This window comes from Flavobacterium panacis, assembly GCF_024649945.1.
Classification (GTDB): domain Bacteria; phylum Bacteroidota; class Bacteroidia; order Flavobacteriales; family Flavobacteriaceae; genus Flavobacterium; species Flavobacterium panacis.
This window is the reverse complement of sequence record NZ_JANKMS010000014.1, coordinates 45,401-67,435: the sequence shown is the minus strand read 5'-3', so window position 1 is coordinate 67,435 and position 22,035 is coordinate 45,401. Positions and strand designations below refer to the sequence as shown.

At 34.7% G+C, this 22,035-nt stretch carries 15 protein-coding genes; 11 read left to right on the top strand and 4 right to left on the bottom strand.

Features of this window, described 5'->3' with window-relative positions:
• The first annotated feature begins 174 nt into the window (after positions 1-174).
• The 4 genes from NQQ59_RS22880 (at position 175) to NQQ59_RS22865 (ending at position 4,085) form a co-directional block, all read left to right on the top strand.
• Positions 175-1,686: a glycoside hydrolase family protein gene (locus NQQ59_RS22880; protein WP_144212323.1), complete on the top strand. Its 1,512-nt coding sequence runs from the start codon at positions 175-177 to the stop codon at positions 1,684-1,686.
• A gap of 121 nt (positions 1,687-1,807) precedes the next feature.
• Complete coding sequence (locus tag NQQ59_RS22875; protein ID WP_144212321.1) at positions 1,808-2,332, top strand: PPC domain-containing DNA-binding protein; 525 nt, start codon at positions 1,808-1,810, stop codon at positions 2,330-2,332.
• Positions 2,333-2,728: 396 nt separating this feature from the next.
• Positions 2,729-3,319, top strand: coding sequence for a Crp/Fnr family transcriptional regulator (locus NQQ59_RS22870; protein WP_144212319.1), 591 nt, complete (start codon positions 2,729-2,731; stop codon positions 3,317-3,319).
• Positions 3,320-3,395: 76 nt separating this feature from the next.
• Complete coding sequence (locus tag NQQ59_RS22865) at positions 3,396-4,085, top strand: CPBP family intramembrane glutamic endopeptidase (protein WP_144212317.1); 690 nt, start codon at positions 3,396-3,398, stop codon at positions 4,083-4,085.
• A gap of 273 nt (positions 4,086-4,358) precedes the next feature.
• Here the strand turns inward: NQQ59_RS22865 and NQQ59_RS22860 are convergent, their stop codons facing one another.
• A complete protein-coding gene (locus tag NQQ59_RS22860; protein WP_257698441.1) occupies positions 4,359-4,715 on the bottom strand; it encodes a hypothetical protein in 357 nt (118 codons plus the stop codon).
• 171 nt (positions 4,716-4,886) lie between these two features.
• Between NQQ59_RS22860 and NQQ59_RS22855 the strand changes: the two genes are divergently transcribed.
• From NQQ59_RS22855 to NQQ59_RS22825, 7 genes are read left to right on the top strand one after another with little or no spacing between them, the layout of a single operon-like run.
• Positions 4,887-6,014, top strand: a complete 1,128-nt coding sequence (locus NQQ59_RS22855; protein ID WP_144212313.1) for an NAD(P)/FAD-dependent oxidoreductase — start codon at positions 4,887-4,889, stop codon at positions 6,012-6,014.
• Positions 6,015-6,728: a methyltransferase domain-containing protein gene (locus tag NQQ59_RS22850; protein ID WP_144212311.1), complete on the top strand. Its 714-nt coding sequence runs from the start codon at positions 6,015-6,017 to the stop codon at positions 6,726-6,728.
• Positions 6,725-7,777 (top strand): type III polyketide synthase, encoded by a 1,053-nt coding sequence (locus NQQ59_RS22845; RefSeq protein ID WP_144212309.1) that lies wholly within the window; start codon positions 6,725-6,727, stop codon positions 7,775-7,777. The genes NQQ59_RS22850 and NQQ59_RS22845 overlap by 4 nt, the downstream gene beginning before the upstream one ends.
• A gap of 11 nt (positions 7,778-7,788) precedes the next feature.
• Positions 7,789-8,226 carry a 3-hydroxyacyl-ACP dehydratase FabZ family protein gene (locus NQQ59_RS22840; RefSeq protein WP_144212307.1) on the top strand — a complete coding sequence of 146 codons (438 nt, stop codon included), beginning with the start codon at positions 7,789-7,791 and terminating at the stop codon, positions 8,224-8,226.
• Positions 8,223-9,491: a beta-ketoacyl-[acyl-carrier-protein] synthase family protein gene (locus tag NQQ59_RS22835; RefSeq protein WP_144212305.1), complete on the top strand. Its 1,269-nt coding sequence runs from the start codon at positions 8,223-8,225 to the stop codon at positions 9,489-9,491. The genes NQQ59_RS22840 and NQQ59_RS22835 overlap by 4 nt, the downstream gene beginning before the upstream one ends.
• Position 9,492: 1 nt before the next feature.
• The gene (locus tag NQQ59_RS22830; RefSeq protein WP_144212303.1) at positions 9,493-9,747 is read left to right on the top strand and encodes an acyl carrier protein; all 255 of its coding nucleotides are present in this window, start codon (positions 9,493-9,495) and stop codon (positions 9,745-9,747) included.
• Positions 9,744-10,241, top strand: a complete 498-nt coding sequence (locus NQQ59_RS22825) for a 4'-phosphopantetheinyl transferase family protein (RefSeq protein ID WP_144212301.1) — start codon at positions 9,744-9,746, stop codon at positions 10,239-10,241. Before NQQ59_RS22830 ends, NQQ59_RS22825 begins: the two co-directional genes overlap by 4 nt.
• Before the next feature lie 101 nt (positions 10,242-10,342).
• Here the strand turns inward: NQQ59_RS22825 and NQQ59_RS22820 are convergent, their stop codons facing one another.
• From NQQ59_RS22820 to NQQ59_RS22810, 3 genes are all read right to left on the bottom strand, one after another.
• A complete protein-coding gene (locus NQQ59_RS22820; protein WP_222104864.1) occupies positions 10,343-13,612 on the bottom strand; it encodes a glycosyl hydrolase in 3,270 nt (1,089 codons plus the stop codon).
• A gap of 215 nt (positions 13,613-13,827) precedes the next feature.
• The gene (locus NQQ59_RS22815) at positions 13,828-14,484 is read right to left on the bottom strand and encodes a hypothetical protein (protein WP_144212297.1); all 657 of its coding nucleotides are present in this window, start codon (positions 14,482-14,484) and stop codon (positions 13,828-13,830) included.
• An 88-nt stretch (positions 14,485-14,572) separates the two neighbouring features.
• Positions 14,573-21,865 carry a pectinesterase family protein gene (locus NQQ59_RS22810; protein WP_144212295.1) on the bottom strand — a complete coding sequence of 2,431 codons (7,293 nt, stop codon included), beginning with the start codon at positions 21,863-21,865 and terminating at the stop codon, positions 14,573-14,575.
• Positions 21,866-22,035 lie beyond the last annotated feature (170 nt).

Sequence of the window (22,035 nt, the reverse complement as noted above, 5' to 3'; positions counted from 1 at the left end):
AATAGCCACGAATTTCACGAATTTCCACGAATTTAAAATTACTGGAAAATGCTTTTGAGACAACTTTGTCAAAGTTTTAAACTTTGACAAAGTTCCACAAATTAAAAATTCGTGAAAATTCGTGCAATTCGTGGCAAAAAAAAACAATAGTAACACATTAAAATAAATAATAAAATGTATTCAGGTTCAGGATTTAGTAATTGGGAAATTGGAGATGTTGATGTATTTATAGATGAAAAAGGAATTCATCATTTATTTCATTTAATTATTCCCAATCACGATTATATTGCTCATGCAGTATCAAAAGATGGTCTTTCGTGGAAAAGAGTTAAAAATGCTTTATTTGTCGGCGATCCAGGAGAATGGGACGACGATATGTTATGGACCATGCATGTCAGCAAAAGATCGGAAGGCGAAGGCTATGAAATGTACTACACGGGACTTAAACGTCAAGATAAAGGAATTGAGCAAAAAGTGGGACGAGCAGTTTCGACTGATTTAATTACTTGGAAAAAAGAGAATTTATATGGACTTCCTTTTAAAAGTGAAGCACCACATTACGAAGGAAAAAATAATAATCCCAGAGAATGGATTAGTTTTCGAGATCCGTTTAAATATCAATATAAAAACGAAGATTATTTATTGATTTGTGCTAGAAGCGCTTCGGGACCAACGTATCGAAGAGGCTGTATTGGTGTAGCCAAAAGAGAAAAAGAAGGTTATGTGTTGCAAAAACCACTTCATATTCCGTACGTGTATGATGATGTTGAATGTCCTTGCGTTTTTGAAATTAAAGGAAGTCATTATTTATTGGGATCCATTCGGGAAGATATTAAAGTCCGTTATTGGTCTTCATCTGAATTTAGAGGTGAATATTCGGCTTTTCATAATAATGTCTTGTTACCGCAAGGAAATTATGCAGCAAGAGTGGTAAAAGACGGGAAACATTTTTTATTGTACAACTTCTACTTTGCAGATGGAAATGTCAACACACATCGCGTGATGCCACCACCAAAAGAACTCGATACCGATAAAAGCGGCCGACTTCGTTTGAAGACTTATTATTACTGGGAAAAATTGTATCAGAAAACAATTCTGCAAAAAGATTTACCGCAACCCATGCCGATTTTAGGAAATCCAACAGCCGAATTTGTTTTAGAAAATGAAAATAAATGGCGTTTCGGATGCCGAAGCGGTTATGAGATTTACGGCTTCGAAAAACCTTCAAGTGATTTTGTCTGGGAAGGAACTTTTTCTGTGGAAGGAATGGGAAAAACGGGTTTTGTAATTGAATGTGATAAAGAAGGAACAGGTTATTACATTTCCATTGATTTTATGAATGGTTTTGTCCAGTTCAGGGCTTGGGGTTTTAATGAAAAGGATGTCAAGAATAATTTTATCTTTGAAAATATTCAGACCAATCAGTTTGAAATTAGTGAAGAAAAACAAATTTCTTTCAAGATTATCCGTTATGGAAATTATTATGAACTTTCAATCAATGAAATCGTAAAACTCACTTTACTTGATTTTAAATACAACGAAGGAAAAGTCGGAATTTATGTTTGTTCGGCCGTTATTTCGATTAGCGATTCTAAAATTCATGTTATTCCAGAACCTGAAAACGAATATGCCGCTTCAGATCCTGAAAAATACAACAATGAATTACAGCCGAATTCTGTGGTTTGATCTTTTTCAATTTCAATGGCAATATCAATATCAATATCAATATCAATGACAATTTCAAATATCAATGCCTCCTAAATTCAATGTAAATGGCAAATTCAAATTCAACTTTAATTAAATCCTTATGAATACTCGATTCTATAAAACATTTGTTGCATTCTTGTTTTTACTGACTTTCAATTTATCTCAGGCACAGCAAAAAAATGATGCTGAGAAATGTCGTTATACTAAAACCAATTATGGTTATTTGATGGTGCTTCGCGAAGGTGATAATGTTTTAGAATTGATTGAAAAATTGGCGAAAGAACAAAATATTCCATCAGCCAACTTTACTGGAATTGGTTTTGCGCAAGATGCTACTTTTGGTTTTTATGATTTTGGCAAAAAGAAATTTCATCCCAAAACCTTCAATAAAGTGGAAATGGGAAGCATTACTGGTTCTATAGCTTGGAGTGGCGACAAACCGTCTATCCACATGCATGGCGTTGCAACTGATAATAAATTTGATGCTTATGGCGGTCATATTTTAGGATTAAAAGTTGGAACGGGTTCTATGGAAATTTATATCACAGTGAATTCTGAAAAATTGGAAAGAAAAGTAGAACAACCATTGAATGCTAATGTTTTACAATTGCCTTGTTTGAAATAGATTTTAATTATAGAATCAAAAAACTAGTTACTTTTTTTTTAATTTGCTTCAATAAAATTAGAAGTTAAATGAAGCATTCTATAAATGGAGAAAACAACATTGATCAGAAAGTTAAAGTTAGTTTCAACTTACTACTTAAAAGGTTTTTTAAACTGATATTAATGTGTACTGGTGTTATTGGTGTTAGATTCATTTTTAATTCTTTTGAACTAATAGATAGGCTTGATTTTTTTATTACTATAGCTTTTACCATTTTTTTATGGATAATATTAATAGCCCAAGAAAAAATTTAATCTAGCAATCACTTTCAATAAAAACAGCTTTATTTAGTTAATAGAGCTGTTTTTATTTTGAAAGATTAAACTTATATTGGCATTCCAAACTTATATTAAAAAAATGCCACAAAACCCTTCCCCTGAAGAAGTAAAGAAAATCTTCGAAACTTATTTTACAGCCGATATGAACATCTGGACAGGATTCTCAGAAAAAATTAAAGTACGAGAATTCGAAAAATCAGAAATTATAAAAGATTATAATGCAGTTGAACGATATCTCAATATTGTGATCAAAGGTTCGGCGGGATTATTTGTTTGGGATGGCAAAAGGGATATTTGCATTAATCTGCTTTATGAGAAAAGTTTTATTAGTGATTATATGTCTTTTCTGAATCAGCAACCCACTGTTATAAAAACGGAAGCTTTGGAAGAATTGACTTTGTGGTCTATTTCTCATGCCGATTTAAATGAATTGTACCAAAGATCTGAAACAGGTCTTCGAATCGGAAAAGCGATTTCAGAAATGTTGTATGTCCGTAAACAACAAGAACAAATCAATCTTTTAACGCTTTCACCTCAGGAACGATACATTAAACTTATCGAATCTAGACCAGAAATTTTCCAAAGAACACCACTAAAAATCATCGCTTCTTACCTCGGATTAACGGCAGAAAGTTTGAGCCGTATTCGAAAAAGAGTTACCGAAAAATGATTTCTTACCCAAAGTCAATTTTATTGTCATTTTCCCGCGCTAAGTTTGCTTCACTAAACCAAACAAAATATAAACGATGAAAAATAAAATCAACTTTGGAGCTATTATAGTGTATTATGTAATTGCAGTAATCTGCAGATATGTTGCTGTTAAAACCAATTTATTGGCAAGTGTAGAAAATCCGTATTTAGTAATTCTGCTTCGTGGCGTTGGTCCTGCTTTAGGCGCTCTTGCAGCAATCAAAATATTCTCGCTGCACAATCCAATGTCTTTAAAAGGAATTTACAAAAATGCTTTAGTTCCATTTGCTGTTTATTGGTTGCTTCCAGCTTTTTTAATTGCAGGAGTTTATTACTTTATAATTGGCAAATTTCCAATCTTATTAATGTTTACTGTTTTAGTGTACGGACTTTTGGAAGAAATTGGATGGCGTGGCTTTTTACAGGAACAATTAAAATCGCTTCCTAAATTTACCTCAATCTTAATTATTTCGATTCTTTGGTTTGCGTGGCATTTAAACTTTGATTTAACGTCAAGCAACATGATTTTCTTCGGAATTATCTTTTTTGGTTCATGGGGAATCGGAAAAGTTTATACTTCTACAGGTTCTTTATTAGCGGTAGCGGGAGTTCACTCTCTAAATAATTTCTTCCGTAACGGTCTTCATGATACAGAACTTACTTTGATTGTCTCTTTATTGATAATTTGGATCGGCTTTATTATTCTTTATAATAAAAAATTCAAACCTCAAGTAAATCCAGCTTAAACTAGAAGTTTTAAATATTTTATATAAAAAAACTGCACGAATCCTCTTAGGCTCGTGCAGTTTTTGTTTTTTTAACACATAGAAACATAGTTTTGGATTAGAAATAAAGGCGTTTCACTTGCATCAATTCACATAGCGCTATAAATAATAAACTTTGTCAAAGTTAGCTGAGCTGTCAACACAAAACTATGTGTTAGAAACTAGTTTCTTTTTGTGTCCTTTTTAAGAGTAAAAAATCTATGTTTCTATGTGTTTAAAATTTAATGTTTAAGTCTAATTTAATCTTTCTGTAGTTTCCATTCTTAAACAATACTCACTTCCCAAATAAAGCGGATTTCCATGTTTTTCCGACCAAAATCCGTCCAAAACATCTTTGGTAATACATCTATAAACGGCAACACCTTTATAGGTTTTATTGTCGTCGCCTTTGTAGCTAAAATTAATTACTAAAATATTGTCTTTAAAAAAACCTGTTCCTTTTTGTTTTGAATTATTGATATTCCAATCTGCTTTAATCCTGTTATTTTGATCTAAAGTCAGCGTCAAAACACCTTTATAAGTGATCTCATTACTTTCATCTTGATTACTTCCTGAAATAGAATAAGTGCCTGCTAAATCTTGTACTGTCATTATTTGAATACTGCTATTTTTCGGCAAAAGTAAAAATTATCTTTTAAATGAAATTCATGCTATTTTTTCTAATAAAATGTCTTTTCATCTTTTAAGATAAAAGTTGAAATTTTGTTAATTTCTTATCGAATTTAGTAAAGGCAATTAAGATTTTATAACTAAATTGGTTGTATGATAACAAATCCTGATGTACTTATTATTGGAGGAGGCTTGGCTGGTCTGGCAAGTGCTCTACACCTATCCAAAAAAGGATTGAAGGTAATTCTTATCGAAAAAAATACCTATCCAAAACATAAAGTTTGCGGAGAATATATCTCCAATGAAATACTTCCTTATTTATTTTGGCTGGACATCGATGTTCGAGAACTTCATCCAACAAGTATTTCAAAATTTGAATTTACAGCTCAAAATGGCAAAACGGCAAAAACCAAACTTCCACTTGGCGGTTTCGGAATCAGTCGTTATGAATTGGATCATTTTTTATATCAAAAAGCAGTCGAAAATGGCTGTACCGTTCTAACTGAAACCGTTACTGATATTTCGTTTGAAAATGAAATTTTTACTATAACTACTTCTCAAGAAACCCTTTCTGCCAAAATAGTTTTAGGCGCTTACGGCAAAAGATCCAATATCGATCAGGTTTTGTCCAGAGATTTTATTTCTAAAAAATCGCCGTGGTTAGCCGTAAAAGCACATTATAAAGGAAGTTTTGATGAAAGTCTTGTGGCTTTGTACAATTTTCAAGGCGGTTATTGCGGGGTTTCTAAAGTAGAAAAAGACGTTATAAACATTTGTTATTTAGCCGATTTTCAGACTTTCAAAAAATACAAAAACATCGAAGAATATCAAAAAGCGGTACTTTATAAAAACAAAAAACTGAAAGCCATTTTTGAAAACAGCACTTCCCTATTCGAAAAACCTTTAACGATTAGCCAGATTTCGTTTGATAAAAAAGAACCGGTAGAAAATCACATTTTAATGATTGGAGATACTGCAGGATTAATTCACCCCATGTGCGGCAACGGAATGGCAATGGCGATTCACAGTGCAAAAATAGCCTCTGAATTGACCTTGGATTTTTATTATGGAAAGATTGAAACCCGAAACGAATTTGAAAGCAAGTATATTCAAGAATGGAAAAAACATTTCAGCAAAAGATTATTTTTTGGACGACTGTTAGCCAAAGCATTAACGCATAAAAATTTGACTCATATCATGACGACCATTGCAGCATCGATTCCTGCATTGCTTTCATTCATTATAAAACAAACGCACGGCCAACCAATAACTATTGAATAAATGAGTGTAAATACCACATATAGAACAGAAGAAATCGAAATAATGGATGATTTTTCGCTTCAAAGCGAAGAATTAATTGGCGCTTTAGATCAAATTGCTTCTATCAACCAATTACTGGGAGGAAATAAACTGACGCTCCACGGCATAAAAGAGCTTTTAAAAAAAACGGATACTTCCAAAACCATTACCATTGTCGATATCGGATGTGGTAATGGCGATATGTTGCGAATGCTTGCCAAATATGGAAAAAAGCGTAATCTTTCCTTTAAATTGATTGGTATTGATGCCAATGCTTTTACGATTAATTATGCCGAAAGATTGTCTAAAGATTTCCCGAATATAGAATACCGCTGTATGGATATTTTTAGCGAAAATTTCAAACAATTGCAATATGATATTGCTTTGTGTACGCTGACGCTACATCATTTTACAACCGATCAAATTTCAGGTATAATGGATATTCTAAACCAAAATGCATCAATAGGAATTGTCGTAAACGATCTCCATAGAAGCAAACTTGCTTATCGATTATTTGAATTAATCAGCGTTGTTTTTAATCTCAATACAATGTCACGAAACGATGGTTTGATTTCTATTTTAAAGGGATTCAAAAAAAATGAACTGGAGTATTTCTCCAAAAAACTAAATCTAAAAAACTATACCATAAACTGGAAATGGGCTTTTCGCTACCAGTGGATAATTACTAAAATATGAGTGTTAAGATCATCACAGCTGTTAAACAGTTACCGCAATATTCCCGAACGACCGAAGAAATACTTCCGCTGGTAGACGTATGGCTGGAAGGTCAAGAAGAACGTTTTATCAAAAAAGTAAAAAAAATATTTGAAGGCGCTTCTGTAGATAAACGTTATTCTATTATGGAACCTTCAGAGGTTTTTACTGCTACTTCTTTTGAAGAAAAAAATGACATTTACAGTCGCGAAATGATTGTTCTCGGACATCAGGTTCTTGAAAAAGCTCTCGAAAAAACAGGTTGGGATCCGCAGAGTTTGGATTATATTATCACCGTAAGCTGCACCGGAATTATGATTCCTTCGCTTGACGCTTATCTGATTAATAAAATGAAACTAAAGCAAGATATTGTCCGTCTTCCAGTAACCGAAATGGGTTGTGCAGCAGGAATTTCTGGAATTATTTATGCCAAGAACTTTCTAAAATCAAATCCTGGAAAACGTGCTGCGGTAATCGCAGTAGAATCGCCAACAGCTACTTTTCAGTTAAATGATTTTTCGATGCCGAATATTGTAAGCGCTGCGATTTTTGGTGATGGTGCTGCATGTTGTTTATTATCATCAAAAGAAGAAGATAATGGTCCAGAAATCTTAGACGAACAAATGTATCATTTTTATGATGCTGAACACATGATGGGATTTAAATTGACCAATAGCGGTTTGCAGATGGTTTTAGATATTGAAGTTCCAGATACCATTGCATCTCATTTTGGCGACATTATTCATCCCTTTTTAAAACAGAATAATTTAGAAATAAAAGATATTGACCACATGATTTTTCACCCTGGAGGAAAAAAAATCGTGACAACGGTTGAATCTCTTTTCGCTGGATTGGATAAAAATATTGACGATACAAAAGAAATCCTAAAACAATATGGAAATATGTCGAGTGCGACCGTTTTGTATGTTTTAGAAAACATTATGAACCGAAATCCAAAAAAAGGAGAAAAAGGTTTAATGCTGAGTTTTGGTCCGGGATTTTCGGCACAAAGAGTTTTATTACAATGGTAATTTGAAAGCTTATGAAACTAAATGATATCATAAAACAACTTCCATACAGCGAACCTTTTTTGTTTGTAGATGAATTGCTTCACGCAGATGAAAACGGCGTAACAGGAACTTACACCTTCAAAGAAAATCTTGATTTTTATAAAGGTCATTTTAAAGACAATCCTGTTACTCCAGGTGTTATTTTAACTGAAACAATGGCTCAAATTGGAATGGTTTGTTTAGGAATATTCCTTTTAGGAAATGAACTAGAAGAAAATACCGTAATCGCTTTTACTTCAGCGGATATGGAATTTTTAAAACCTGTTTATCCTAATGAAAAAGTCACAGTCACTTCTGAGAAACTGTTTTTTCGTTTCGGAAAATTAAAATGTAATGCGGTGATGAAAAATGAAGCAGGACAAGAAGTTTGTCGAGGTGTTTTGGCTGGAATGATAACAAAAAGGTTATGAAAAAACGAGTTGTAATAACAGGTCTAGGAGTTGCCGCGCCAAATGGTGTTGGTATTCCTGCGTTTACTCATGCGTTGCAAAACGGCATTTCGGGTATTCGACATGATTCTCATTTAGAAGAATTACAGTTTTCTTGTCAGATTGCAGGTCAGCCTCAAATAACGGAAGAGTTGAAGGCACAGTATTTTACAGAACTCGAACTTCGCGGCTTTAACAGTACCGGAATTTTATATGGTGTTATTGCAGGAATGGAAGCTTGGAACAATGCAGGATTGCCTTTAAACGAAAATCCAGATTGGGACAGCGGCGCCATATTCGGAGCTGGAACTTCTGGAATTGATAAATTTCGCGAAAGCATTTATAAAATTGATGAATTGCAAGTTAGAAGATTAGGTAGTACAGTTGTAGCTCAGACCATGAATAGTGGTATTAGCGCCTATCTCGGAGGTAAAATCGGATTAGGAAATCAGGTTACGACAAATTCTTCTGCCTGTACAACAGGCGCCGAAGCTATTTTAATGGCTTATGACAGAATACAATCGGGACAGGCAAAACGAATTCTCGCAGGAAGCACCTCCGACAGCGGTCCGTATATCTGGGCTGGTTTTGATGCGCTTCGTGTTTGTTCTTCAAAATTTAATGATAAACCCGAAGAAGGTTCAAGACCCATGAGCGCTTCTGCTGCAGGATTTGTACCGGGAAGCGGTGCTGGTGCATTTGTGATTGAAGATTTGGAAACAGCTTTAGAACGCAACGCTGTTATTTATGCTGAAATTCTTGGTGGAAATATCAATTCAGGCGGACAGCGCGACGGAGGTACTATGACGGCTCCAAACAGTACAGCAGTTCAAAGATGCATTAAAACGGCAATAGAAAATGCTGGAATCCATCCGAATGAAATTGACGCTATAAACGGGCATTTGACCGCTACCACAAAAGATAGTCTCGAAATCGAAAACTGGACAAAAGCGTTGGAAAGAAGCGGTTCTGATTTTCCTTATATTAATTCACTAAAAAGCTTAACTGGACACTGTTTAAGTGCTTCGGGAAGTATCGAAAGTGTTGCTTCTGTATTGCAACTTCACGAAGGATTTTTGTTTGGAAATAAAAACTGCTCCGATCTTCATCCTGAAATTGAAGCATTAATTGATCCTTCAAAAGTGCTTTTAGAAACTATAAAAACCAATCCTAAAATAATTGCTAAAGCCAGTTTTGGTTTTGGTGATGTCAATGCATGTATATTATTTAAAAAATTTGAAAACTAAAATGGACAAAAAAGAACTTATTGAAAAATTGAAAGTCATTATAAAGCCTTTTACAACAAACGAAGAAGCATTTGACAATCTCACCGAAGAAACAGATTTTATTAAAGATCTTAATATAAATTCGGCAAATCTAGTTGACATTGTATTGGATATTGAAGAAAATTTTGACATCGTAATCGACAATACCGATATGGAACGCATGCTTGATGTAAAAACTGCTGTAGAAATTATAGAGACCAAACTTGCCCAAAAATGATTGGCAATGACATTATAGATCTTAGGCAGTCCCGCATTGACAGCCGATGGCAGCGAAAAGGTTTTATAGAAAAACTTTTTACGATGGAAGAACAACAGTCAATATCCGATTCTCATGAACCAGAAATTATGGTATGGCTCTTCTGGAGTATGAAAGAAGCTGCTTATAAGATTTATAACCGTCAAACCAAAATACGAGAATTTATACCTAAAAAACTTTCTTGTACTTTAGATTTTCTACAATCAAATCAAGCAACGGGGAAAGTGATCTGTAACGAAAATGTGTATTACACGAAAAGCATTATTTCTTCTGAAAGCATTCATACCATTGCTGTAAACCTTCTTGAAAATATAAATCGAGTAATTGAAGTTGAAAACAAAGAAATTATAAAAAACGAAAATGGTATTCCGTTTCTAAAAACTGCTCATACACTTCAGGATATTTCAATCAGTCATCACGGACGTTTTAAAAAGCTTGTGATTATTAAAAATTGAAAACGTTGATAAAAAAACAAAAGCTGTCTTAGATTTTAAGACAGCTTTTGTTTTTTTAGTATTAACTAAAATCAGTTATACTTTCTAATTAAAACAAATATTTAAATTTTTTCAATTAGCAGTTTCACTTCTTTTAGGCCCGAAGGTTCTAATTGATCTATAGAATTTACTATTGGAGGATAGGAAAAAGTCACTCGTTCATTTTCGGGAAGTTGTGAATCATAAATCATTCTGTTTGTCAGTGCATTTGCAGTACGTATTTCTAATTTATTCTTTCCTGCTTTTAGAAATTTTGTAATGTCCAGCTGCCATGGCGAACACCATATTACTCCGCAATCATTCCCATTTACGAGTACCTGAGCCACAAATCCAGGATTATCAATTTCAATATTTACCTTTTTACCTTTTGGTTCAATCCTTATATTTTTTTTGTAAACCGCGGTGCCTGAAAAATATTTTATTTTAGGGTCTGCAAATTCTGTCCAATCCTGAAGATGTGGAAAAGTGACAATACCCGCACCACCTTTCTTTTCATCAAAATAAACTTCCCAAGATCCATCAATTAAACGAGTTTCAGCTGTATTATTTGTATTAAAAACAGGAAGCTTTTCAAACGTGTCACTTATGAGAATACAAAAAGATTCACGACCTTTTAAAGACAACTGAATTGCAAGTTTACCATTAGCTACTTTTTCTGTTGATAATGCATAACGTTTACCTGTTATCAAATCCCAGAGTTGAGCATATTTTCCTTTTGTGGAGAATGAAAAAACATTATTTTCAAGACTATCTTTGTGACTGTCGATAAAATACAAATCAGCATCATTGAGTTTGCGATGTATGAAATAAATATTTCTTTTTTTGCAGTCAGATTCCTTTAGAGAAATATCTGGATCTATTTTGGCAGATTGTAATGCTTCAGAGAGAGTTCCTCCCCAATAAACGGCTCCTTTACCTAGACTCTTCATACCTTTATTTTCAGTACTCGTTCCCCACAATTTATCTGCCAGATCTTTATATTCTTTTTCTTTTCCAATATCTCTGCCTGATTTAGAACAAAGCGGTTTTGGTCCGTAAATTAAACCTCCATTTTCGACTATAGTTCCTATTTTTCTTAGCGCATCTAGTGTTATATCTCCATTTTTTGGAAGTACCATCATTTTATATGCAACTCCATCAGATAGAACTATACCGTCTTTTTTACCTTCCATTCTGGTTAGTAGCGCATCGGTTGTAAAAGCATCAAAATCAAATCCACCAGGTATATCGGGTAAACGATTTGCTACAATTTTGACAGGAGCATTTTCACCAAGATAAACACAGAGAGAAGCAGTTGATTTTCCTAGACGCATGAGATACGAGCTACGCGCCTGAAAATCCCAAAAAGGACGACTATAGTCCCACCAAGTATTGTTTCTATTAATTGCATATTGACGTCCGCCTCCAGTACTGCCCGGAATTTTATCCATCCAAGGCTGATACGCCGAAGCACAGATTACAAATTCATTAATTCCGAATGCATAGGCATAATCTGCAAGTGATTTAAGATCCGACAATGAAGTTGAGTATTTAGCATCTGTAAATGCTTCACCTGAGGCAATTTTTTTTCCGTACAAATGCGTCGCCGATGAACTTTCTTTTATATCATAATTACCATCAGGATGTATTACCCAAAATTCTCCCTGCGGCTTTTGAACCCTGCTTTTAGCCTGAATAGGATCTCCATTAATGCATAAAGCATTTCCTATTGCCTGAGCAGTAAAGGTTAGACCACGAGATCTCGCCAACTGGTCAAATGTTCCATAATAATTGTCCGATATCAAATCGGCAATATTTCTTCTGACATCAAACAAAAAACCATCCGATTTCTGAACATCATCTACCACATAGCCCATCATTGCTGGCAAATAAACCAAAGGATCATACCCTCTTCTCGATTTAAACTCATTTATAAACTCATCTGTCCAGTTTTGGGCACCAGCTTCGTGACTGTCCATAGCTATACCTGAAAGATGTCCACTATGCGAAATCTCTAATGAATCGGCTATCACCTTTACATAATTATTCCAATGAATTTCTGCCTCTTTTACTGAAAGTTTATCACATTCTCTTCCTATTAAATTTGCTCTACCATGTTTTGTAGAAGCTCCAGTTGGCTCGTAAGCAAAACGCATTATCATCCATTCTCCTTTAGGAACATCCCAGTTTAGATTGCCCTGAGTATCCATCTTATCCGTTAGGTTTATAATTTTTGTAGCGTCTATTACCTCACTAGCATTATATTGAGGTGTTTTGTCTTTTTCAATATATTCGCTAAAAAGCCCCGCTTTTTCCTCATACTGATCAAGTTTTGCAGCAGAATTTAATACTATAGAATTCAATAAAAGCTCCTGATTCTTTTCTGATTCTTCCCACCAATCATGCAAATAGAGTCTGTAGTATCTTGATTTAACTGCCTTGAATGCTATTGTTTTTTGTCTCCAACTTTCGTGAGCTTTATAAATTGGTTTCAAATCACAGATTCTTTCGTAATTTTTACCATCATAAGAAACTTCAAGGTTTCCAAAATCTGGGAGTACTCTATATCCTGTCCCAATAAATGTATCTCCAGATTCTCCAGGTACATTAGTCGCACTTGATGTAGCTTTGCCTCTTGGCTGCATTTTGTAAGTAATGCTACGAGCTTCAAAATCTTCAGAGAATTCCATCGTAATGTATACTCCAGAATTATTTCTTTCAATTCTAGACACATTATTAGAATAAGGATTAAAAAGTTTCTCTGTATCAATACTTTTATCTGTAGAAGTAATTTTTACATTTTGAGAAAAAGAAGATTTACCAGCTCCTTTCTGTGCCGGAAACGCCAGAACAGCAACATCTTTAAAAAAATTGTACTTATTTTGAGGCTCAGGTAGTTTTTCTGAAAAATGTTTTCCACCTTTTACCAAAATTTCTGTTGCAGTCAAACGCTTCATACCTGTCTCATTTGTAATCCATGGACCTCCCGCAACATATCCATTAGAAATATGAAGTTCAAATGTTAAACCAACTCGTTTAGCTTCTGAAGCTGCAAATTTTAGCATTTTCCACCATTCAGAAGAAAAACCTTCTAAGGCATTAGTTGCTTTTCCATGGCTTTGATCGTAATAAACTACTCCACCTATTCCTGCTTTTTTAAAAGCTTCTAAATCTGCTGTTATCCCTTCTTTAGTTGTTTCTGTCTCTCCATGAAACCACCATACTTTGGTTCTTGTACTATCCTGAGGATTCTGAAATCCAAAGAGGGCTTCTTTTACATTTGATTGCTGTCCGAGCGCACAGCAGGAAATGATACAAATACAAAAAAATGAAAATAGACACTTAGAATACATTTTTATGGAAGTTATTAGTATTAGACAATTGTTGAGCATCATTACCAAATATATCCAATTACTCTTTTTAGCCTGTCATGTAGTATCCTGTATTCTTTTGTAAATGTTCAATTTATGAGTTTTTTGTGTATCGTTATTTCAAAACAAGACAATAAAAACATAAAAAAAGCTGTCTTAAAATCTAAGACAGCTTTTTTGTTTTCCTAAAACTTAAATTATAATCCTTTAAAGATAACAGCGTGATTTTTTTCTAATCCTAATATTGAATTCACGCTTTTACTTGTAAAAGTTTTGCCTTCTGAGCGTTTTACATCGCCTTTGTACTGCATGATAAAACTAACATCATTCTGACTAGAAGCGAGCACTCCGTCTTTATAATAACTTGCTGTACCTTTTCCTGTAAAACTAACTTTATAGGTTTGTCCATTTTCACTAACTTTAAAAGTACCACTTGTTGGTCTTATGCTTACACCGTTACTTACAGACATTCCGCCTTTTGCGGCATTGATGTTTTTTCCCAATAAGGATTGTCCCCATTTTGTATACGTGTAAACCAACGCTTCCGAATAACCTCCATACGTATAATCTCCTTTGGCCAAATTATTTTGAAGTGAAGAGAACATTTCGAAGTACACTACTGCTCCATCTTCCTTATCCGAAATTGATTTTGATTTTAGAGAAAAATCGATGTTGTAGGCATTCCCTCGAATACCATAATTTTCAAGAAATCCTTGAGATAATTCTACCGTTTGACTTCCAATTTTTAAATATCCTTGATTTACATTAGCATTTTCATCACTTTCAGCATCACTTGAACAAGACGACAATAAAGTAATGAAAACCAGCACTAATAATTTGATGCTATTATTCATATCTATAATGATTTATTTTTTAATACTGATGAATTCCGTTTTAAATAAGGGATGAAAGACGAAACTTTCATGCCCTAATTTTAAAAACTTATTTTACTATAATTCTCGCCGACAATCCTGTTTTCAAACTTTTGATAAAGTAACTTCCGGCAGCCAAATCTGAAGTAGAAATTTCTGTTTCTAATCCATACAGATCAACTTGTTTTATGAGCAGACCATTTATACTAAAAATGGCTATACGATCATTATCAGTACTTGATTTCAAAGTAACTTTGCCAGATGCAACCGTTGGAAAAGCATAGAATTCTCCCAGCTTTTTCCAGCGTCCATAAAGCGTAAAGTTTTCTTTTTGTGTAATACCAAAAGCTGTTACTTCTTTTCCGTACAAAGCATCTGCGTACCATCCTAAGAATCGATAACCTGGACATTGAGCTTCTTCCAAAGTATATACTATTCCAGTCTGAACACTAGTTTTATTTGTGTTAACAGTTCCAGTAGGTAAATTCAAATAAGAAAGTGTGTAAAAAGTCGGCGGAATCACCTCATCTTTTTTGTTATTCCCTCCAACTCCCCAAAAAGCATAAAAAGTCTGATTTCCTGTTGCTGTAATAGCAATTTCTTTAATTGAATTTGGCGTTGTCGCAGAAGTTGACCATCCAAAGAAAGTATACTCTTTTAAGGTTGGAATTGGTAAGGTCAATGCTGTCCCTTCAGTATATTCTATTGGATTTAGACCCGAAATCACTTTACCATCAATAGAATTCAGGTATGAAACTGCCGATTTTACAATTGGTTTCGGATCAGGTTTATTATTTCCTCCTTCTCCCCAAAAAGCATAAAATGTTTGATCTCCTGTAGCAGTTGCCGAAATGTTTTTTAATAATCCTGGTGTAGTCGCTGTAGCAGACCATCCAAAGAACGTATAACCTTCTAATTTTGGTGTTTTTAAGTTGGTTACGGATCCTTCCATATATTCCGTTGGAGAAAGTGTTATCGCTTTTCCATCTATAGAATTTACATAACTAATCTTAGAAAATTTTGCATCCGCTTTTAACCATCTTGGATCTCCTAAAGCAGTTCCTTCTAAAGAAGCTTTTGCTAAAGGAGAATTTTTAGAGAAGCTGAAATTTCCTTGCACTGGATTTGGATACGCAAGTGCTGTTAAGCCTAAACCTAATACAGTCTTAACATTAGTTTCGCTAACTGTAACTGTTCCTTTAACTACTTGCGAAGAAACTCCAACCAAAAGATTATTGTCTAAAACTACTTTTCCTGCTCCATTGGCATTGTTAGAATTGAACAAATAAATCGGTTTTGGATTCTCACGTTCATCCTGAACAATATTATTCTTGAAAGAAAAAGTAGATGCCGCATTGTATTGATTGTCGACATAAACAAAACCATTTCCAGTTTGTGTTCCAGCATTATAAATCGTATTACTTTCAAAAGTAATACTTACCGTTTCTGTTGTGGTATTTTTGTTTTGAAGAATTATAAAATTATTTCCTTTTTCATAGTTGAAAATAGTTGAATTTTTAACCGAAATAGAATTTACAAGATGTGAATCTGGTTGAATAAAACTTCCTCCAGTTGCCGCACTTCCATCAATAATACAATTTTCTAAAACAATTTTTGAAATAGGATTTTCAGTAGTTCCTTCTGCTACTAATAAACTTTGTTTGATTCCTTTTATAGAAGCATTTTTAATTTCGAAACTAGATACACTTGCACCTTTTTTCAATTGCAATACATTGATGCCAGCATTTGTTAAATCGAAATCAACACCAGTAAAACTAAAGCTTCCTGAAACAATTTCTGGATTTTCTGATGCAAACGATCCAGCAAAAACAGGTTTTGCATTTTCATCAGGAATAAAAGTATATTTATGATTCTTAACAGCAAGATCTGTAGTTGTCGTATAAGTACCACTAGCCATAATAAATCTTGTTCCGTTTTCTGCAACATTGTATTTTTCAACAAAATTCTGCGGATTTACATACACATCTAAACTCCCATTTTGGTTCTCTGTAATATGATTTACAATACTGTTGATGTAAACCTCAACGTTCGTATATTTTCCGTCTAAAGTTTTTAAATTACCATCAATAGGATTTTGTGGATCTAACTTTCTTTCCTTTTCCCAAGCATCTGGCATACCATCATTATCTGTATCTACAGGTGCTTCTGCGGTAGGAAGTTCCGGCCATCCACCAGCCGCTGAAGGCGTATCAATGTAACCGTTTGTACTTCCGTTACCACCATTCATAATTGTTGCAGCTCCAGATCTTGTATCCGTAACGGCTCTTTTATCCACAGCATCTCTATACAAACTTGCTCCCGCATAATCTAAAACCAATTCGTAAGCTTTAGTTGCTGTATGTGTGGTAATTTCACCTGGATTGTGCGGTTGATCAATTTTCATTGCTTTTTTATCATTTTCACTTACTGGAAGCTGACTTCCATGAAACTGATTATAAACTCCATAAGTCCAGTTATCTTCTGTAGCTCTTGGTGAACCGTTTACATAATTTCCGTCTACGAAAAATTTACCCCAAATGTTATAAAGTGTAGACGCTGGATCTTGATTTCTTCCTGTTGATAGGATACGTTCTTTTGTAGAATTAGATGTTCCAGGTCCTGGTTTCCAATAATTGTTTACCAGATTCACATTCATAGCATCTCCACCATAACAGCTATTTCCTCCCCAGTTATAAATAACATTGTTACGTATATCTAACAATCCTTCTAAAGGTACCGTACGTCCAGCATATTCACCAAGTCTTGGGTTTCTACTGTCATGATGTGCTAAAAGATTGTGATGGAAAGAAGCTTTTAAACCTCCCCAAATTCCACCATAACCATGTGCTCCTTTATCGTGAACTGAATTTTTAAGACTTTCAGAAATCACACACCATTGCATTGTGAAATTTTTATTTTCGTAGAATGAAGCACATTCGTCTGTAGACCAGCTCATCGAACAGTGGTCAATAATGATATTCTGTTGAAAACGTCCCCCAAGTGCATCATTTTCCACATTGTGCGTATCACCCATTCTAAAACGTAAATAACGCAGAATAACATTATTTCCTCTTACTTTAACATTGTAATCTCTAAGCGTAATACCTCCACCTGGAGCTGTTTGACCCGCAATAGTAATATTATCTGTAACGCTTAATTCACTTTCTAGTTTTATGGTTCCAGAAACTTTAAAAACAACGATTCTAGGTCCGCTTTGGTTAATCGCTGCACGAAGAGAACCCGCTCCCGAATCATTAAGATTGGTTACATAAATTAGCTTTCCACCACGGCCTCCTGTAACATATTTACCATGTCCTTCTGCTCCAGGAAAAGCTGGTGTATCATCTGTACCTCCTCCTGTATATTCTCCAGTAACTTCAATTTTACCATTTCCATCAAAAAATGAAGGATGTGAGGTTTTATCATAAGATCCTGTGCTAAAAACAACTCCATTGACTGTTAGCTTTTGAACGTTTAATACCGTATTTAAAACTGCTTTTCCATTTTCTGTAAAATTCATTTTCAACTCTGATCCTGCAGCTCTTTCGTGACTAAAAATCACAGCATTATTCTGCCCAACATTAATCGTTGCTGAACCAAAAGCACTTGCAGAAGCTCCTTCAATTACTGTTGGATAAGTTAGAGCTGGAAATTTGGTGCTTTTTTGAGTCAAGTCCCAAGTTCCAATAAACTCTGTGTTATCTCCTTTTAAAAGTAAAACTCCTGTATTATCAACAGTTCCCTGACCGATATTCATGGGTTGAATAACGCCGCTTCCTGAAACTGGTCCGCTTAATGTCATCGTAGTCTGATTGGCGATCCCTGACATCATTTCGAATTTTACATTTCCTGAAATAAGTATTGGCGCTTCTAAAGTCATTCCTGCTCCGCTTGTATTGTAATACACTCGTGTACCTTCTTTAAAAGTCAATGTTCCTGTAGCTTTATGCGCTCCTCTTAGACGAAGTACTCCTGCACCAGACAAAGTCATATCAGCAGGAAAAACGGTTCCTGTTGTTTCTATTTCTTTTGTACAAGAAACAGTTTTACCTGCTTCAGGCATTACTGCTGGATTGTAATTGCCTGCATTGTCCCAGCTTTTACTGATAGCCGCCGTAAATTCGTAATCAAAATTACTTGGAGGAGTTACTTCGTCAGGTTTATTGTTTCCTGCTATTCCCCAGAAAGCGTAAAAAGTTTGATTTCCTGTTGCAGTTGTTACAATTTCTTTAATTGAATTTGGTTGTGATGCCGAAGCAGACCATCCAAAAAAAGTATACCCTTTTAAAGTTGGTACTGGCAAAGTCTGCAAAGTTCCCTCGGTATATTCTATTGGAGTTAATCCTGCTAAAGGCGCATTATCAATAGAATTCAAATAAGTAATAGATGATTTAGTATCTCCTCCATTAATTGACATCGAAATAGTACTTATATCACTTAATCCTCCGTATTCGTTTGCTGCTTGAATGGTATAATTAAATGTTCCTGCTGTTGTAGAAGCATCTAAAAAAGTAGGCTCTGTAGTAATAGCCAAGATTTTACCGTCTTTGCTAATTACATAACACATCGCGTATTTATTCTCATCCCATTTTAAAGTATTCTTTTCTGAAACAACAAGGTTTGCTGGTTTTGCCACTTGTTCTACTACAACACGCGGATCCCATTTATCTGTGCCGCTTAGAACATTTTCTATTGTAAATTGATCGGCCTGTGCTTTTGTCAAAACTGGATTGTAGTTTCCTGTCTGTGCGACACCGTTTACATTAAATATATTGGTTCTGTTATCCGTATTAATGGCAATTCCGTTTCCGTTTACACTATTGTATTCTGCAAAAAGTGCTGGTACTGTCCCCATACTTGCCCAACCTGCTGTGTTTGGCTCATTAATCATTTTGGTGTTTAGATAAACTGCTCTTGGCGCATTTTGCCAAGGACGTCCTAAATAATAGCTTGTTGCTGCGGTAATCGTATTGTTATTAAAAATATAACCGTACTGTGTAGCGGTATCATGATTTGGTGCTACAATATATCCTGAAGCAACCGAAACCAATTTACATTCTTCAAACCAATGTGTTCCGCCACCACAAATAAAATCAACATCTCCTTCTATTGTCGATTTATAATAAAAACTTCTTTTTCCTCCTGTAACTTGAGTATCTTGTTTACTTCTAAGGCGAACTCCGTTATAAACGTTTCGATCTCCCGCAGGATTCAAAGCGGGTCTTTGTCCAGAAGTGGTGATACCGTCTTTGTGCTCGATGGTTACATTTTCCATGTACAAATCATTCGCTTCGATAGAAAGAACGGCATTTTTAATTCCCCATCCTGGATTTCCTTGTAAAATTACTTTGTCTTTGGATTGTGCAATCAAAGAAACATTGTTTTTACCAGTTGGAAGCTTCAACACAATATCCTGCGGATTTGTTCCGTCTCCACCCAAATTATAAGTTCCGTTGGTAATCAATACCAAAAATCTGGATGCCGAATTATTAGGCGCTGCGTTAAAAGCTTCGGCAATAGTTTTTACATATTTTCCAGAAGCAATTTGATCTGCAGTTGCATCAGCATCTACAATCAAATCAAATTTACGTTTTGTTGGAACTGGCTTTTCCATTGTTTTAAAAGACAAAGTAAGCGCTGGACCATCATTCCCAGAAAGATCTTTAACAAATCCTGCTGGAAGCGTAAAAGTATATTGCTTGTTATATTCTAATCCGAAATAACTAAATTTTACTGTTTTGTTTACAAATTCGGCACTTAGATTTTTACCATTTAAAACGGCATTTCCTGTTCCTGACTGAACTTGCTCGTTATAATTTAGAATGATGCTTCCATTAGCAGCGACAGAACTCGCCGCTTCAGATGGAAATGAAGATTCTAAAACTGGCGGTACTGCATCTGTAACCAAAACCTCATCGGCTTTAATCATTAAATTGGATAAAATAGTAGCCGTTACATCAATTGCAGATCCATGTTTTGGTCCGTTGATATTAGGAAACCATCTTAAATAGATTTTCTCTTTTCCTTCCGCCTCAGCGGGAAGAATACCGCCGATATTGGTGATTGTATTGGTATTGATTGTCATTAATGAAGAAACATTTACAAAGTTTACTCCATCTAAGGAATATTGAAAAGTCCATTCATCACATCCATAATAATAACCCAATAAACCTGAAGCAACGTTTATGTTTTTATACCCCACTGTAGAAAGTGTTGTCATAAAATAATAAAGATTCCCTCTTTCGGTATTCCAAACACAAAAACCATTTTTTCCGCCTCTGTTTTGAAGTCTTACGTTTGGTGCAAAAACATTATCTGCTACATTATAAGCAAATAATTGTGGTTTGTTTTCTACTTTAGAATATAATTCGGCCACTCTTGGATTTGCATATTGATCATTTTTAAAAGTCCATCCCGCAATAAAAGTTTGATTGGCGTAAGTTCCTGTAACCGTTTTATTTTCATTCATCACTACAGAAGTACTTAGTGAAGTTGAACCATCAGACCAGTTACTGAATTTTATAATATCATTTTCAACAGCAGTAATCATCACATTGGTACCGTTTTCATAAACCGAAAAGGCACCGTCTTTTCCCGCTGGAGAAATACTATAATCACCTAAGCCAAAAGCTCCGTTTGTAGTAACGTTCAAAGTATAAGTTGCAACGGCGTCATATTGTGCGATAAGCGTTGCATCGGCATTAATGGTATAAGTTAACGGATTGGCAGTTGAAACTACAGCTCCTTTATCATCCACCCATTGTTTAAAATTGAAACCAAAATTTTTATTGGCTGTCAACTTAATTTCAGTTCCTTTTACAAATGTAGTTCCAGCTGGATTAAGCGTTACAGTTCCAGAAGATACCGGATTTACATCTACAGTCAATTTGTGTGTAACGGCATTTGGGTTATCTGTTACTTTTTCGAGATAATCGAGGTTAAATAAATATCCAGTATTGGTTGGATGTTTAAAAACCAAGACTAAGTCATAAGTTCCTGTTGTGGATTGAATTGCCGTAGAAAACTTTTTATAATCAGTAAAACTTGTACTTCCTGAAACTGTAGCGGTTCCAATTAAAGTTCCAGTTTCTGATCCTAATCTGAGTTCAATAGTTCCTCCTACTGCGCCCGCCGCCGCTATATCAAAGCGGGTAACAAATTCGGTAAAATTGACGGCATTGAATTTAATCCAGGTATTATTTTTAATATAACCTACGTTTCCTCCTCCCGAAAGAGAAGCATTCGTTTCGGCTCTAGCACCCGAAGCCTGATTGAATTTCTCAGCTTCAATTCTCTCAATAGTTTGAGAGTACCCCATTACTGTAAACAGTATGAGAAATAGATAAATAAAGTTTTTTTTCATTTTGGTTTAAATATGGTTTTAGTTAGTAAATAGTTGTCAAAAGGGCTTTCTTTCTTCACGTCCTTTTGACGGTTTGTGATTTTTTTAATTGTTATTGTTTACACACGGATGATACTGATTCGTTGCACGAGAACGTGGATAAAAACGGATTTTATTTAAAATAAAAATCA

What these genes read in the sequence shown, in the direction of transcription:
- NQQ59_RS22860 (WP_257698441.1), bottom strand. Translation starts at nt 4,715, where the DNA reads ATGACAGTACAAGATTTAGCAGGCACTTATTCTATTTCAGGAAGTAAT.
- NQQ59_RS22855 (WP_144212313.1), top strand. Translation starts at nt 4,887, where the DNA reads ATGATAACAAATCCTGATGTACTTATTATTGGAGGAGGCTTGGCTGGT.
- NQQ59_RS22880 (WP_144212323.1), top strand. Translation starts at nt 175, where the DNA reads ATGTATTCAGGTTCAGGATTTAGTAATTGGGAAATTGGAGATGTTGAT.
- NQQ59_RS22810 (WP_144212295.1), bottom strand. Translation starts at nt 21,865, where the DNA reads ATGAAAAAAAACTTTATTTATCTATTTCTCATACTGTTTACAGTAATG.
- NQQ59_RS22825 (WP_144212301.1), top strand. Translation starts at nt 9,744, where the DNA reads ATGATTGGCAATGACATTATAGATCTTAGGCAGTCCCGCATTGACAGC.
- NQQ59_RS22840 (WP_144212307.1), top strand. Translation starts at nt 7,789, where the DNA reads ATGAAACTAAATGATATCATAAAACAACTTCCATACAGCGAACCTTTT.
- NQQ59_RS22850 (WP_144212311.1), top strand. Translation starts at nt 6,015, where the DNA reads ATGAGTGTAAATACCACATATAGAACAGAAGAAATCGAAATAATGGAT.
- NQQ59_RS22830 (WP_144212303.1), top strand. Translation starts at nt 9,493, where the DNA reads ATGGACAAAAAAGAACTTATTGAAAAATTGAAAGTCATTATAAAGCCT.
- NQQ59_RS22845 (WP_144212309.1), top strand. Translation starts at nt 6,725, where the DNA reads ATGAGTGTTAAGATCATCACAGCTGTTAAACAGTTACCGCAATATTCC.
- NQQ59_RS22865 (WP_144212317.1), top strand. Translation starts at nt 3,396, where the DNA reads ATGAAAAATAAAATCAACTTTGGAGCTATTATAGTGTATTATGTAATT.
- NQQ59_RS22875 (WP_144212321.1), top strand. Translation starts at nt 1,808, where the DNA reads ATGAATACTCGATTCTATAAAACATTTGTTGCATTCTTGTTTTTACTG.
- NQQ59_RS22815 (WP_144212297.1), bottom strand. Translation starts at nt 14,484, where the DNA reads ATGAATAATAGCATCAAATTATTAGTGCTGGTTTTCATTACTTTATTG.
- NQQ59_RS22870 (WP_144212319.1), top strand. Translation starts at nt 2,729, where the DNA reads ATGCCACAAAACCCTTCCCCTGAAGAAGTAAAGAAAATCTTCGAAACT.
- NQQ59_RS22820 (WP_222104864.1), bottom strand. Translation starts at nt 13,612, where the DNA reads ATGTATTCTAAGTGTCTATTTTCATTTTTTTGTATTTGTATCATTTCC.
- NQQ59_RS22835 (WP_144212305.1), top strand. Translation starts at nt 8,223, where the DNA reads ATGAAAAAACGAGTTGTAATAACAGGTCTAGGAGTTGCCGCGCCAAAT.